Annotated in this window: 13 protein-coding genes; 10 read left to right on the forward strand and 3 right to left on the reverse strand. The window is 67.2% G+C overall.

Annotated features, from left to right (window positions below; genetic code table 11):
• Positions 1-19: 19 nt before the first annotated feature.
• Both gndA and CFB34_RS08015 read left to right on the forward strand, forming a co-directional pair.
• Entirely contained in the window at positions 20-1432 is a 1413-nt protein-coding gene (gndA, locus tag CFB34_RS08010; protein ID WP_043177729.1) for an NADP-dependent phosphogluconate dehydrogenase, read from the forward strand.
• Between the two features lie 200 nt (positions 1433-1632).
• Positions 1633-1977 carry a DUF4148 domain-containing protein gene (locus CFB34_RS08015; protein WP_089442963.1) on the forward strand — a complete coding sequence of 115 codons (345 nt, stop codon included), beginning with the start codon at positions 1633-1635 and terminating at the stop codon, positions 1975-1977.
• Between the two features lie 133 nt (positions 1978-2110).
• On the opposite strand, the gene CFB34_RS08020 is transcribed toward CFB34_RS08015, so the two are convergent.
• On the reverse strand, positions 2111-2431 hold the full coding sequence (locus CFB34_RS08020; protein ID WP_089442962.1) for a hypothetical protein: 321 nt from the start codon (positions 2429-2431) through the stop codon (positions 2111-2113).
• 424 nt (positions 2432-2855) lie between these two features.
• Between CFB34_RS08020 and CFB34_RS08025 the strand changes: the two genes are divergently transcribed.
• Complete coding sequence (locus CFB34_RS08025; RefSeq protein ID WP_089442961.1) at positions 2856-3590, forward strand: peptidoglycan DD-metalloendopeptidase family protein; 735 nt, start codon at positions 2856-2858, stop codon at positions 3588-3590.
• A gap of 48 nt (positions 3591-3638) precedes the next feature.
• Here the strand turns inward: CFB34_RS08025 and CFB34_RS08030 are convergent, their stop codons facing one another.
• Positions 3639-4277, reverse strand: a complete 639-nt coding sequence (locus tag CFB34_RS08030; RefSeq protein ID WP_089443373.1) for a Pr6Pr family membrane protein — start codon at positions 4275-4277, stop codon at positions 3639-3641.
• A 225-nt stretch (positions 4278-4502) separates the two neighbouring features.
• On the opposite strand from CFB34_RS08030, the gene CFB34_RS08035 reads away from it, so the two are divergent.
• From CFB34_RS08035 to CFB34_RS08055, 5 genes are all read left to right on the forward strand, one after another.
• Positions 4503-5039, forward strand: coding sequence for a cytochrome b (locus CFB34_RS08035; RefSeq protein WP_089442960.1), 537 nt, complete (start codon positions 4503-4505; stop codon positions 5037-5039).
• Positions 5040-5194: 155 nt separating this feature from the next.
• On the forward strand, positions 5195-5563 hold the full coding sequence (locus tag CFB34_RS08040; RefSeq protein WP_089442959.1) for a DUF2946 domain-containing protein: 369 nt from the start codon (positions 5195-5197) through the stop codon (positions 5561-5563).
• Positions 5564-5645: 82 nt separating this feature from the next.
• Positions 5646-7778 carry a TonB-dependent copper receptor gene (locus CFB34_RS08045; RefSeq protein WP_089442958.1) on the forward strand — a complete coding sequence of 711 codons (2133 nt, stop codon included), beginning with the start codon at positions 5646-5648 and terminating at the stop codon, positions 7776-7778.
• 228 nt (positions 7779-8006) lie between these two features.
• Complete coding sequence (locus CFB34_RS08050; RefSeq protein ID WP_089442957.1) at positions 8007-9101, forward strand: triacylglycerol lipase; 1095 nt, start codon at positions 8007-8009, stop codon at positions 9099-9101.
• Positions 9102-9104: 3 nt separating this feature from the next.
• The gene (locus CFB34_RS08055) at positions 9105-10139 is read left to right on the forward strand and encodes a lipase secretion chaperone (protein WP_089442956.1); all 1035 of its coding nucleotides are present in this window, start codon (positions 9105-9107) and stop codon (positions 10137-10139) included.
• A gap of 36 nt (positions 10140-10175) precedes the next feature.
• Here CFB34_RS08055 and CFB34_RS08060 read toward each other — a convergent pair whose 3' ends face one another.
• Positions 10176-11699 (reverse strand): PLP-dependent aminotransferase family protein, encoded by a 1524-nt coding sequence (locus CFB34_RS08060; RefSeq protein ID WP_089442955.1) that lies wholly within the window; start codon positions 11697-11699, stop codon positions 10176-10178.
• 108 nt (positions 11700-11807) lie between these two features.
• Here CFB34_RS08060 and CFB34_RS08065 point away from each other — a divergent pair, with 108 nt between their 5' ends.
• Complete coding sequence (locus CFB34_RS08065) at positions 11808-12914, forward strand: ABC transporter ATP-binding protein (RefSeq protein WP_089442954.1); 1107 nt, start codon at positions 11808-11810, stop codon at positions 12912-12914.
• Positions 12915-12991: 77 nt separating this feature from the next.
• Entirely contained in the window at positions 12992-14038 is a 1047-nt protein-coding gene (locus CFB34_RS08070) for an ABC transporter substrate-binding protein (protein ID WP_039358217.1), read from the forward strand.
• Positions 14039-14049 lie beyond the last annotated feature (11 nt).

The following is a 14049-nucleotide window of genomic DNA, read 5'->3' on the forward strand; positions in this document are numbered from 1 at the left end:
TTTTCCGGAGAATTGACTAATGGGCAAACAAGCAATCGGTGTGATCGGGCTCGCGGTGATGGGCCGCAATCTCGCACTCAATATCGAGAGCCGCGGTTACGCGGTGTCGGTGTACAACCGCAGCCGCGAGAAAACCGACGAACTGATCGCCGAATTCCCCGGCCGCAATCTGGTGCCGACCTATACGCTCGAGGAATTCGTCGCGTCGCTCGAAACGCCGCGCCGGATCCTGATGATGGTGAAGGCCGGCGAGGCGACCGATGCGACGATCGCGTCGCTCAAGCCGCTGCTCGAGAAGGGCGACGTGCTGATCGACGGCGGCAATACGCACTTCACCGATACGATCCGCCGCAACCAGGAGCTCGCGCAATCGGGCCTGCATTTCATCGGCACCGGCGTGTCGGGCGGCGAAGAGGGCGCGCTGCGCGGCCCGTCGATCATGCCCGGCGGCCAGCGTGACGCATACGACCTCGTCGAGCCGATCCTGAAGCAGATCGCGGCCAAGGCGCCGTCGGACGGCGAGCCGTGCGTCGCGTACATGGGCCCGGACGGTGCAGGCCATTACGTGAAGATGGTCCACAACGGCATCGAATACGGCGACATGCAGCTGATCGCCGAAAGCTATGCGGTGCTGAAGGACGTCGCGGGCCTGACCAACGACGAACTCGGCGCGGTGTACACCGAGTGGAACCAGGGCGAGCTCGACAGCTACCTGATGGAGATCACGTCGAAGATCTTCGGCAAGAAGGACGAGGAAACCGGCAAGCACCTGGTCGACGTGATCCTCGATCGCGCCGCGCAGAAGGGCACCGGCAAGTGGACGAGCCAGAATGCGCTGGATCTCGGCGTGCCGCTGCCGCTGATCACCGAATCGGTGTTCGCACGCGTGCTGTCGTCGCTGAAGACCGAGCGCGTCGCAGCCAGCAAGGTCCTGTCGGGGCCGGCCGCCGCGCCGTTCGACGGCGATCGCGCCGCGTTCGTCGAAGCGGTGCGCCGCGCGCTGTACCTGAGCAAGGTGATCTCGTACGCCCAGGGCTTCGCGCAACTGCGCACGGCGTCCGAGGAATACGGCTGGAACCTCGATCTCGGGACGATCGCGAAGATCTTCCGCGCGGGCTGCATCATCCGCGCGCGCTTCCTGCAGAAGATCACGGACGCGTACGCGAAGGATTCGGCGCTCGCGAACCTGCTGCTCGACCCGTACTTCAAGGACATCGCCGCGAATTACCAGGCATCGCTGCGCGACGTCGTGGTCGCCGCGGTGAAGGCCGGCGTGCCGGTACCGGCGTTCGCGTCGGCGGTCGCGTACTTCGACAGCTACCGCTCCGAGCGGCTGCCCGCGAATCTCGTGCAGGCGCAGCGGGATTTCTTCGGCGCGCACACGTTCGAGCGTACCGACAAGCCGGGCAGCTTCCACGCGAACTGGTCGTAACCGGCCCGCGAGGGCGGCATTGTTGCGAAAATCTATTCTATCGATAGGGTTTTTCGATGCCGGATACCGGGATTGTTGGTTCCTGGGAAATAGTGTTTTCGTCGTTTCATGGTTTTCCCTAGGTGCTGCCGGGACTAAACTCTGTTCCATCGCTGCAGACATGGTGTGTGCGGCGGAGCAAAAAAATCCCGGAGGTAATCATGAAATCGCTGATCGCAACGTTCGCCGCAGCTGCCGTCCTCGCCGTTCCCGCCGTCTCGTTCGCCCAACAGAACGCGCCCGTCACCCGTGCACAAGTGAAGGCCGATCTGGTCGCCGTGCAACAGGCCGGCTACAAGCTGGGCAGCGACCGTACGAACTACCCGGAAGGCATCCAGGCTGCTGAAGCCCGCCTGAACCCGCAACAGAACGTCGCCGCTGCCGACACGACCGGCTACGGCGCGCAACCGGCTGCCGCGCAAGAATCCGGCTCGCCGGCCAAGGCCAAGACCGGCTGGCAAGTCAAGCGTATCGCCGACGACGCCCCGATCTACAAGGGTCGTTAATGGTGCGGCCGCATCGGCGGCCTGATCCGACCCTGGAAGCACAAACAGCCCGTCGTTCCGTCATGCGGAACGGCGGGCTGTTTTCATTGGCGGCGCACGTGTCGCGCCAGCCGTCGGTTCAGTTCAATTCAGTTCAGTGCAGCGCGTGCCGGCGGTGCCCGATACCCCGGCACAGCGCTTCGGTCGGTTCCAGCACCTGCAGCCACGTTTCGTCGTAGCCGCTCAACGTGTCGAGCGCGTCGCGCAGCCGCTCGATCGCGAGAATCGGCAGCTCGACGCTGTGGCGCGTGGCCCCGGTCATGTGCGCGACGCTCGCCAGCTGGACGAGCGCATCGGCCGCCTCGGCGACGTCGGTCGCGAACAGCAGGTGCCGGTTGAGCAATTCGACCAGGCCGCTGGAACCGGAGAAGTCGTCGGCGTTGAGCTGCACGGAAAGAAACGTCGCGTTGTTCATTGTCATGCTCCTCGTTGTCGTTGGATCGCGCAGTGCATCACCGAGTATAGGTGGCGATCGACGGGGAGAATGTGACGGGATCGATACCGGCCGCGACGGCGGCGCGGCGTGCGCAAGCGCCGCCCCAGCCCGCCCGACGGCCCGCGCGGCGCGGCTTGCAGGCCACCGGCACCCCGGTGCGACGCCGCAAGATTGTTGCCGGATCAGGCACCTGACGCGGCCTTGACCGCCACAAATGGTATCTTTGCCGGTCGGGACGACGCGAAAAAGGGGCCGGTGAGCCCATTCGCACCGACGTCCCGCTGTGGAAACTGACGGCCGCGAGCGCGGTCGGATACTGGTTGATCCGGCCGTTAGGCCGGACATCGTGCGCCGCACGCCGGGGGGCGGTGGGCGGCGCAACGACGCAAATCCGGGAGGACCCTTGAGAGAAACTATTCCCATCCACGATGCGCTGACGCGCTGGCTGCCGCAGGCGGCGCTCGTTGCCGCAGCCATCGCGCTGACGGGCTGCACGATGACGCCGTGGACCGACAGCTGGCAGCCGGCGCGTCAGCCGGCACCCACGTCGGCCGCGACGCCGGGCGTGATCGCCGGCTATTACCGCGTGAATCCGGGCGATACGCTCGCGGGCGTCGCGAACGCCTACGGGCAGCGCGTCCAGGACGTGGCCAGCTGGAACCACATGGCACCGACCGATGCCGTGTATCCCGGCCAGGTGCTGCGTGTCGCGCCGCCGCCTGCCGCGACGTCGCTCGGGCAGCCGCCCGCGGCGGCCGCACAGCCGGGCTCGCTCGCCTGGCCTGCCACCGGTGCCGTGGCGACGCCGTTTTCGGCCGGCAAGACGCGCGGCATCGTGATCGTCGCGTCCGGGCCCGACCATTCGGTGCGGGCCGCGGCGGCTGGGCGCGTGGTGTACGCCGGGTCCGGCGTCAAGGCTTACGGCCCGCTCGTGATCCTCAAACATGAGAACGGGCTCATCACGGCCTACGGACACAACGGCAAGCTGCTCGTCAACGAAGGCGACGCGGTACGCCAGGGCCAGCCGGTCGCCGAAATGGGCACGGACGCGAGCGGCCGCTCGACGTTCGAATTCGAAGTCCGCCAGAACGGCAAGGTCGTCGATCCGATGAACTTCCTGCCGCGCAACGGCGGCTGATCGTCCGCTTCACCCCGTGTGCGCCGGGCGGCGCACACGCTCCCGCCTTCATCCTTTCCTGAGCGTCACCGCGCCGAGTTGCCTCGCGTGATTGCCGAGCCAGCGTATACCCATTGCGAGAGCCACCGCGCCCAGCGCGATCAGCGAACACTGAATCGCGACCGGCAGGTAGCCGTGCGGCCGCGGATCGACGAACGGGTAGGGATACCAGTTCTCGAATGAGCCGCGCACGAGCGTATAGCTGAGATAGACGATCGGGAAGCCGAGCCATGCGAACGCGCTGCGCCGCGGGATCGGCAGGCGCGGCTCCACGTACAGCCAGTCGCACAGCACGACGAGCGGCACGATCCGGTGCAGCACCCAGTTGTTGAACGCCGGCGTGACGTGGTGCAGCGCATCGAGCCGCGCGAGCAGGAGTTCGTAGACGATTGCGGTGATCAATACATACAGCACCGCGGCGCCGCGCATCGATTCGTAGCGGGCCGAGCCGGGGCGCGCGATGCGCCAGAGCCCGACGGCGAGCATCGCGGCCGCGTAGAGGCTGCTCAGTTGCGTGAAGTAGCTGAGGTAGTTGCCGAGATGAAAGCCCGGCAAGTGCCAGTAGTCGGCGACGCTGTGCAGCGTGGTGGATACCGCAAGCAACGCGGCGGTCAGCCGATAGGCCGCAACGAAGAACGCCTTGCTCATGATGCCCGCGCGCCGTCGCACCAAAGCTTCATCGTGCCACAGCCGTCCGGGCGCGCGATGCGGACTTTCCATATGGTGCGCTGAGCGGCGCGCGTGGACGATTCGTCGGATATTTGCGCGCGTCGTGCAAAACCGGGTGCCCGTGCGGCTACAATCGGGGCAGTTTTGCCGGGCGCCGGCCGGTGGCTGCATGCGCCCATCCCCGCATACAACACGAGACGAAGCATGAGAAACATCCTCGCGAAACAGACGCGCTACAGCTCGCCCGCGATCTTCTTCCACTGGGCCGTCTTCCTGCTGGTGGCGCTGGCCTACCTGGCCATCGAGATCCGCGGGCCGAAAGGCAGCGACAGCCGGGTGTTCTGGATGAACGTGCATCTCACCGCGGGCACGCTCGTGCTCGTGCTGTCGGTGCTGCGCGTGCTGTGGCGAGCCGTCAGCCGGGTGCCGCAGGCCATTGCGCAAGCGGCGCTGCTGCGCTGGCTCTCGAAGCTCGCGCATCTCGCGCTCTACGTGTTCATCATTGCGCAGCCGCTGCTCGGCATCATGATGATCAACCTGGGCGGCAAGCCGGTGTCGCTCGACTGGCTCGGCATCTCATTCACGCTGTTCGGCCCCGACACGGCGCTGCGGCCGACGATCAAGGCAGCGCACGAGCTGATCGGCAACGCGTTCTACTTCGTGATCGGCCTGCACGCGCTGGCCGCGCTTTACCATCATTTCATCCGGCGCGACGACGTGCTGCGGCGCATGGTGCCCTGAGCGGCACGTTCCGCAAGCATGCAGCAGGCGGGGGCGCATGGTTGTGTTGACAACCATGCGCCCCCGGTTCGTTTACCGCCATCCGCGCTGGCCATCGCGTTGAACATTCTGTAACATCTCGGCTGTTTTTACATTCCGCTTACTCGTTGCCGAGCATGCTGCACCGACATCGTCACCTGACCGCCTGGCTTGGCGTGCTCGCGATCTGGTTCGCGATCGCGGCGCCGCTGGTGTCGCAGTGGCGCGTCGCGCAGGCGGCCACGCCCGACGCAATCGTCTGCAGTACGGAGCATGGTGCGCACCCGTCGCCCGATGCGGGCCGCATGCACGATCATGCGCTGCATCTCGATGCGTGCGGCTACTGCGGTTTCTTCGCGCACAGCCCCGCGATCGGCGGGCCGGCCGTCGCAGCACTCGCTGCGGTTTCCTTCGTTGCCGTTTCCGCCGTCGCGCCGCCTGCCGTCGCGGCGCACGCCGACCGCTATCCGCGCGCATACCCGCGCGCCCCGCCCGAGCGCGCCTGACGCGCTGTTTCCGTTCCATTCATCGCCGATATCCGTGCGGTCCGTCGAGGCCGCGTGGAGGGCGTCACTCGGGCTTTCGATCATGACCATTTTCCGGTTGCGTCCGCCGCGGGCGTCACGCAATGCCTGTGCGCGGCGCATGCCGCGCGTGCTGAAACTCACCGTTCCCGCGCTCGCTGTCGGCGCATTGGCCGCGAGCGCCGCGGCCGCCGAAACGGCGCGCGTATCCGGCGCGCCGACCGACGAGACGGCCGCGCCGCTGCCGGCCATCGAAGTCGTCGCATCGCCGCTGTCGACGCCGCTCGTCGTCGTCACGGATCCGAAGACCCCGCGCCAGCCGCTGCCCGCCAGCGACGGCGCGGATTACCTGAAGACGATCCCCGGTTTCACGTCGATCCGCAGCGGCGGCACCAACGGCGACCTCGTGCTGCGCGGGATGTTCGGCTCGCGGCTGAACATCCTGGCGAACGGGATGTCGACGCTCGGCGCATGTCCGGGCCGGATGGATGCGCCGACGTCGTATATCGCGCCGGAAAGCTATGACAAGGTCACCGTCGTGAAGGGGCCGCAGACGGTGCTGTACGGTCCCGGCGCGTCGGCCGGCACCGTGATGTTCGAGCGCGTGACGCCGCGCTTCGACAAGCCCGGCATGCGCTTCGACGGCAGCCTGGTCGGCGGGTCGTTCGGCCGCAACGACCAGAACATCGACGTGACGGCCGGCACGCCGGACGTCTATGGCCGCGTGACCGCGAACCACGCGCATTCGCAGGACTACAAGGACGGCAACGGCAACACCGTGCCGTCGCAGTGGGACAAGTGGAATGCCGATGCGGCGCTTGGCTGGACGCCGGACGACCACACGCGCGTCGAGCTGACCGCCGGCACCGGCGACGGCTATGCGCGCTACGCGGGGCGCGGGATGGATGGCGCGCATTTCCGCCGCGAGACGTTCGGCCTGTCATTCGACAAGCGGCATCTCGGCGACGTGCTCGACCGGATCGAGGCACGCGTGTACTACAACGAAGCCGATCACGTGATGGACAACTACACGTTGCGGCAACCGGACCCGACCAGCAGCATGCCGATGCGGATGGCGTCGGACGTGCGGCGTCGCACGTTCGGCGCGCGCGCGGCCGCGACGTTCCGTCTTGCCGACGACTTCAAGCTCGTGACGGGCGTCGATGCGCAATCGAACCGGCTCGACTCACGCTCGGCGATGGGGCGGCAGAACTACGGCGACCAGCCGTGGAATGCGCAGGCGACGATGTGGAACGCAGGCGTGTTCGGCGAGCTGACGTGGTACGCGAGCGACGTGTCGCGCGTGATCGGCGGTGCGCGCATCGACTATGCGAGCGCACGCGACAAACGCGCGACGACGAGCGGCACGATGAAGCGCATGCCGAACCCGACCTTCGACGACGATCGCACGCGCGTGCTGCCGAGCGGTTTCGTCCGCTACGAGCGCGATCTCGCGTCGCTGCCGGTCACGTGGTACGCGGGCGTCGGCCATACGGAGCGCTATCCCGACTACTGGGAGCTGTTTTCCGCGAAGCGCGGGCCCGCCGGTTCGGTCAACGCGTTTTCGGCGGTGCAGCCGGAGAAGACCACGCAGCTCGACATCGGTGCGCAATACAAGAGCGCCCGGCTCGATGCATGGGTGTCGGCGTATGCGGGTTATGTTCAGGACTTCATCCTGTTCAACTACGCGGCCGGCATGATGGGCCCGACCACGCAGGCAACCAACGTCAACGCGCAGATCATGGGGGGCGAAGCGGGCGTGTCGTGGAAACCGGTTTCGCCGCTGCGCGTCGAGACGTCGCTCGCGTATACATGGGGGCGCAACGTCGCAACCGGCGATCCGTTGCCGCAGATGCCGCCGCTCGAGGCACGCATCGGGCTCGAATACACGCGGGGTGCGTGGTCGGCAGGGGGGCTGTGGCGCATCGTTGCGCCGCAGCATCGCTATGCGCTGAACGAGGGCAACGTGGTCGGCAAGGACTTCGGCCCGAGCGCCGGATTCGGTGTGCTCTCGCTGCATACGCAATACAACGTCAGCAAGACCGTGCAGATCTCGGTCGGCGTCGACAACGTGCTGAACAAGGCCTACACCGAGCACCTGAACCTCGCCGGCAACGCGGGCTTCGGCTACCCGGCGAACGCGCCGGTGATGGAGCCGGGCCGGACCGCATGGGTGCGCGTGAGTGCGAAGTTGTAACGCAGCGCGCGTGTGCATTGCAGCATGCGCATGCATGAACGCGGCCCCGCCCGAACGGGCGGGGCGCGTCAACCGATTAGAGAACCGTGTCTAGTCAGGGCGCAAACGTTCGCGACTCGTGATTCACTCCCGCATTCGACGCACACCGTGGTCGCGATGCTGGCGACGCATAGTGCGTGTCGATTCGGCTTCATTCGCACCGGCAGCACAATAATCAGGAGAACATGCATGGCCAATACGATGCGTTCCAGGGTGGTGGCAGGGGCAGTGGCATGCGCGATGAGCATCGCGCCGTTCGCGGGGACGACTGCGGCAATGACGCTCGCGACGACGCACGCGGCGATGGCGGCGACCGCGCCCGCCGATGGCTACGCGGCGACGCGTTATCCGATCATCCTCGTGCATGGGCTCACAGGTACCGACAAGTACGCCGGCGTGCTCGAGTATTGGTACGGGATCCAGGAGGACCTGCAACAGAACGGTGCGACTGTCTACGTCGCGAACCTGTCGGGGTTCCAGAGCGACGACGGCCCGAACGGGCGCGGCGAACAGTTGCTCGCTTACGTGAAGACGGTGCTCGCGGCGACGGGGGCGACCAAGGTCAATCTCGTCGGCCACAGCCAGGGCGGGCTCACGTCGCGCTATGTCGCGGCCGTCGCGCCCGATCTCGTCGCGTCGGTGACGACGATCGGCACGCCGCATCGCGGCTCCGAATTCGCCGACTTCGTGCAGAACGTGCTTGCGTACGATCCGACCGGGCTTTCGTCCTCGGTGATCGCCGCGTTCGTGAATGTGTTCGGGATCCTGACGAGCAGCAGCCACAACACGAACCAGGACGCGCTCGCCGCGCTGCAGACGCTGACCACCGCACGGGCCGCCACGTACAACCAGAACTACCCGAGCGCGGGCCTGGGTGCGCCGGGCAGTTGCCAGACCGGTGCGCCGACCGAAACCGTCGGCGGCAACACGCATCTGCTGTACTCGTGGGCCGGCACGGCAATCCAGCCGACGCTCTCGCTGTTCGGCGTCACTGGGGCGACGGACACGAGCACCATTCCGGTCGTCGATCCGGCGAACGCACTCGATCTGTCGACGCTCGCGCTGCTCGGCACCGGCACGGTGATGATCAACCGCGGCTCCGGGCAGAACGACGGGCTCGTGTCGAAGTGCAGTGCGCTGTACGGCAAGGTGCTGAGCACGAGCTACAAGTGGAACCATCTCGACGAGGTCAACCAGCTGCTCGGCGTGCGCGGTGCGTATGCGGAAGATCCGGTCGCGGTGATCCGCACGCATGCGAACCGTCTGAAGCTGGCGGGCGTGTAATCGATGACGGCACGTGAAGGACGCGCGCCGCTGGCGCGGCGCGCCATGATTTATGGTGTCGTGGGGCTGGCGGCGATTGCCGGCGTGGCGATGTGGAGCGGTGCGGGCTGGCATCGCGGGACGGGCGTTGGCGGCGAAGCGCCGGATGTGCCGGCGGCAGGCGGATTGGCTGCCGCACCGCCGCAGGCCGCCGTGCCGGCAAGCGCGGGCCTGCCGCCGTCGCTGGCCGGCTCCAGCGCACCCCGGTTGCCGCTCGATGCCGGCGGCCACCTCGCGAAGTCGCACGCGGTGCGCGACTTCTTCGACTACTGCCTGACCGCGCAGAGCGACCTGAGTGCGCCCGCGCTCGATGCGTTCGTCGTGCGCGAGATTGCCGCACAACTCGACGGCACCGTGGCGCAGGTCGAGGCGCTCGACGTATGGCATCGCTATCGCGCGTATCTCGACGCACTCGCGAAACTGCGCGATGCCGGCGCGGTCGACAAGTCCGACCTCGGCGCACTGCAGCTCGCGCTCGATCAGCGCGCGTCGATTGCATATCGCACGCTCGGTGACTGGAGCCAGCCGTTTTTCGGTGCGGAGCAGTGGCGGCAGCGCTACGATCTCGCGCGGCTGAAGATCACGCAGGATCGGACGCTGACGGATGCGCAGAAGGCCGAGCGGCTCGCTGCGCTCGAACAGCAGATGCCGGCCGACGAACGCGCCGCGCAGCAGCGCATCGACAAGCAGCGCGCCGCGATCGACCAGATCGCGCAGTTGCAGAAGAGCGGGGCGACGCCCGATGCGATGCGCGCGCAACTGACGCAGACGCTCGGCCCCGAAGCCGCTGCACGCGTGGCGCAACTGCAGCAGGACGACGCGTCGTGGCAGAGCCGCTATGCGGACTATGCGGCGCAGCGTGCGCAGATCGAGTCGGCGGGCCTGACGCCGCAGGATCGCGACGCGCAGATCGCCGCGCTGCGGCAGCGCGTGTTCACGAAGCCCGGCGAAGCGGTGCGCGCGGCATCGCTCGATCGCGGGGCGGGCAGCGCGCGGTAAGGTGAGAAGCGCGGGCGGCGCGGCGCATGAGCGCCGCTATGCCGCGCGCGTGAGGTCCTGCGGCAGGTGTCGCTCGATGGTGTTCGCGAGCGTGTCGAACGCGGGGCCGATACCTTCGTGCGGGACGCACGCATAGCCGAGCAGCAGGCCGCGCCGCGCGGTGTCGAGGCTGCTGTAGTAGCTGGTGAGCGGGCGCACGATCACGCCCGCATCGAACGCGCTCTGCGTGACCGCGCGATCGTCGCAGGCGTCGGGCAGGCCGAGCACGAGATGCAGGCCTGCCTCGTCGCCCATCACGGGCAGCGCGTCGCCGAAGCGCGCGCGGATCGCGTCGATCATCAGTTGCCGGCGCTCGCCGTACAGCGTGCGCATTCGTCTGACGTGCGAAGTCAGGTGGCCGTCCATGATGAATTCGGCGAGCACGGCCTGCTGCATCAGCTGGCCCTCGCGGTACAACTCCGACAGCCCGGTGCGGAACGTGTCGACCAGATGCTCGGGCACGACCATGTAGCCCATCCGCAGCCCCGGGAACAGCATCTTGCCGAGGCTGCCGACGTAGATCACGCGGCCGCCGTCGTCGAGCCCCTGCAGCGACGCGAGCGGGCGGCTGCCGTAGCGGAACTCGCTGTCGTAGTCGTCCTCGATGATCCAGCAGCGGTGCTGGCGCGCGTATTCGAGCAGCATCCGGCGACGCGCGAGGCTCATCACCATCCCGAGCGGGTACTGGTGCGACGGCGTGACGAGCGCGAGCCGCGGCGGATGCTGCATGTCGCTGGCACGCGGGTCGAGCCCTTCCTGGTCGACCGGCACCGGCGTCAGCGTGAGGCCGGCCGCCTGCAATACGCTGCGTACGCCCCAGTAGCACGGCTCCTCGACCCATGCGCGATCGCCGATGTCGGACAGCAGCCGCACCGCGAGATCGATCGACTGGTGGATGCCCGTCGTGATGATCACCTGGTCCGGCGTGCATTTGACCGAGCGCGCGACGCGCAGGTAATCGGCAAGCGCCCGCCGCAACGGCCGGTAGCCGCCGCCCGGCGCATAGGTCAGCAGCTCGGGATTCGCTTCCTTCCACAGCCGCGCCTGCAGGCGGCTCCACGTCCGGCTCGGGAACTCCGACACGTCCGGCACGCCCGGCATGAACGCGCCCCACTGGCGCCGCGACACGCCCGCGTGCTCGATCAGTTGCCGCCCGCGCATCGACAGGCCGCCCTGCGCGTCCGGCAGCGGCGGTTCATCGGCGCTCGACGGCGGCGGCACGGCGCCCGGCACGTGGATCGCCGCGGCGTCCGGCCGCGTGTCGGCCACGTAGGTGCCGCTGCCGGTGGTCGTCAGCACGTAACCTTCGGCCGTCAGCTGGTCGTACACGTGCAGCACGGTATTGCGCGCGATCGACAGGTCGGCCGCGAGCGTGCGCGAACTCGGCAGCTTCGTTCCCGGCCCCAATTCCCCGGTCAGGATGGCCTGCTGCATCTGCTGCAGCAACTGCCGGTACATCGGCTCGGGCGAGCTGCGGTCGAGGCGGGCGGAGAGCCAGTCGGCGAGGATCACGGTATCCAAAGTGGTCCTACTAGTAATATTGAAATGGTTCCCTATTGTAGAACCGTGGGCGCCGTATAGTGGCTCGCATCTCAAAATCAATTGTCGCGAAGCAAGGGGACAGCCACGATGAAGTCCGATGATGTGATCGTCAGCTTTCGCGGCGTGCGGAAGACCTACGACGGCGAGACGCTGGTCGTCAAATCGCTCGACCTCGATATCCACCGCGGGGAATTCCTGACGCTGCTCGGGCCGTCCGGCTCGGGCAAGACCACCTGCCTGATGATGCTGGCCGGCTTCGAATTCCCGACCGGCGGCGAGATCCGCCTCGACGGTGAGTTGCTGAACAACGTGCCGCCGCACAAGCGCAACATCGGCATGGTGTTCCAGAACTACGCGCTGTTTCCGCACCTGACGGTCGAGCAGAACGTCGCGTATCCGCTGACCGTGCGCAAGCTGCCGGCGGCCGAGCGCGCGGAACGCGTCGCGCACGCGCTGAAGATGGTGCAGATGGAGCGCTTCGCGAAGCGCTACCCGGCGCAGCTGTCGGGCGGCCAGCAGCAGCGCATCGCGCTGGCGCGCGCGCTCGTGTTCGAGCCGAAGCTGGTGCTGATGGACGAGCCGCTCGGCGCGCTCGACAAGCAGTTGCGCGAACACATGCAGTACGAACTGAAGGCGCTGCACGAAAAACTCGGCGTGACCTTCGTGTACGTGACGCACGACCAGGGCGAGGCGCTGACGATGTCCGATCGCGTCGCCGTGTTCGACAAGGGCATCGTGCAGCAGCTCGACACCGTCGACCGCCTGTACGAATCGCCGTGCAACGAATTCGTCGCGAACTTCATCGGCGACAGCAACCGGCTGCGCGGCACCATCGCGCGCGTCGACGGCGAATTCTGCGAATTCAGGCTCGACGACGGCACCAGGCTCGTCGGCCGCCGCATCGGCGATGCGGCCGAGGGTGCCCCGGCCGTCGCGTGCATCCGCCCCGAACGCATGAGCCTCGCCGCGCACGGCGCGAACGGACACGCGAACGGCTCGGCTGCCAACCAGCTGAGCGGCGAGGCGCGCAGCCTCATCTATTTCGGCGACCACGTGCGCATGCGCTGCGCGCTGCCCGGCCAGGACGAATGCTTCGTGAAGGTGCCGCTCGGCACCGGCGCGCTCGATGCGTTCTCGCCCGGCGCACCGGTCGCGCTCGCGTTCTCGCCCGAACACCTGCGCGTGTTCGCTTGAGCAGGGTTTTCCCGATTTTCCGTAGCACGTCGTCAACAACAACTGCCCACTTCCACCACGAGAGGAGAGGAACCACCATGAACCGAGCACGCATTACCGCACGGCGCACCGCGCTGGCATTGGCGCTCGCCGTCGTCGGCGCATCGGCATCGGCTGCCGAACTCACGGTCGTCAACTTCGGCGGCGCGAACGGCGACGCACAGAAGGCCGCGTTCAACCAGCCGTTCGAGAAGGCGACCGGCAACAAGGTCACGGCCGTCGAATACAACGGCGAGCAGGCGAAAGTGAAGGCGATGGTCGAGGCGAAGCACGTCAACTGGGACGTGGTCGAAGTCGAATCGGGCGACCTGAACCGCGGCTGCGACGAAGGGCTGTACGAGAAGCTCGACTGGTCGAAGATCGCGAAGAAATCCGACCTGATTCCGGAATCGCCGCAGGTGTGCGGCGTCGGCTTCTTCGTGTGGTCGACGGCGCTGTCGTACAACGCGGACAAGCTGAAATCGGCGCCGACCGGCTGGGCCGATTTCTGGAACGTGAAGAAATTCCCCGGCAAGCGCGGCATGCGCAAGGGCGCGCGCTACAACCTCGAATTCGCGCTGATGGCCGACGGCGTTCCGACGAAGGACGTGTACAAGGTGCTCGGCACGAAGGCCGGCCAGGACCGCGCGTTCAAGAAGCTCGACGAGCTGAAGCCGTACATCCAGTGGTGGGAAGCGGGCGCGCAGCCGCCGCAGTTCCTCGTGGCCGGGGACGTCGTGATGTCGACCGCGTACAACGGCCGCATCGACGCCGCGCAGAAGGAAGGCAAGAACCTGAAGGTCGTGTGGAACGGCAGCATCTACGACCTCGACTATTGGGCGATTCCGAAGGGCTCGCCGAACAAGGCGCTGGCCGAGCAGTACATCGCGTACACGCTGACGCCGAAGCCGCAGCAGGGCTACGCGCAGCACATCGCGTACGGCCCGACCAACATCGCGGCGATCAAGTCGCTCGACGCGAAGACGCTGGCGAACCTGCCGAACTCGCCGGCCAACGGCAAGAACGCGGTGCTGGAAGATATCGGCTTCTGGACCGACCACAGCGACGAGCTCGAGCAGCGTTTCGCCGCATGGGCGACGAAGTAACCGTCGTTCAG

This window comes from Burkholderia sp. HI4860 (assembly GCF_002223045.2).
Classification (GTDB): Bacteria; Pseudomonadota; Gammaproteobacteria; order Burkholderiales; family Burkholderiaceae; genus Burkholderia.

Coding starts and splice junctions, on each gene's coding strand:
- CFB34_RS08020 (WP_089442962.1), bottom strand. CDS start 2,431: ATGAACAACGCGACGTTTCTTTCCGTGCAGCTCAACGCCGACGACTTC.
- gndA (WP_043177729.1), top strand. CDS start 20: ATGGGCAAACAAGCAATCGGTGTGATCGGGCTCGCGGTGATGGGCCGC.
- CFB34_RS08035 (WP_089442960.1), top strand. CDS start 4,503: ATGAGAAACATCCTCGCGAAACAGACGCGCTACAGCTCGCCCGCGATC.
- CFB34_RS08030 (WP_089443373.1), bottom strand. CDS start 4,277: ATGAGCAAGGCGTTCTTCGTTGCGGCCTATCGGCTGACCGCCGCGTTG.
- CFB34_RS08050 (WP_089442957.1), top strand. CDS start 8,007: ATGGCCAATACGATGCGTTCCAGGGTGGTGGCAGGGGCAGTGGCATGC.
- CFB34_RS08065 (WP_089442954.1), top strand. CDS start 11,808: ATGAAGTCCGATGATGTGATCGTCAGCTTTCGCGGCGTGCGGAAGACC.
- CFB34_RS08040 (WP_089442959.1), top strand. CDS start 5,195: ATGCTGCACCGACATCGTCACCTGACCGCCTGGCTTGGCGTGCTCGCG.
- CFB34_RS08045 (WP_089442958.1), top strand. CDS start 5,646: ATGACCATTTTCCGGTTGCGTCCGCCGCGGGCGTCACGCAATGCCTGT.
- CFB34_RS08070 (WP_039358217.1), top strand. CDS start 12,992: ATGAACCGAGCACGCATTACCGCACGGCGCACCGCGCTGGCATTGGCG.
- CFB34_RS08015 (WP_089442963.1), top strand. CDS start 1,633: ATGAAATCGCTGATCGCAACGTTCGCCGCAGCTGCCGTCCTCGCCGTT.
- CFB34_RS08055 (WP_089442956.1), top strand. CDS start 9,105: ATGACGGCACGTGAAGGACGCGCGCCGCTGGCGCGGCGCGCCATGATT.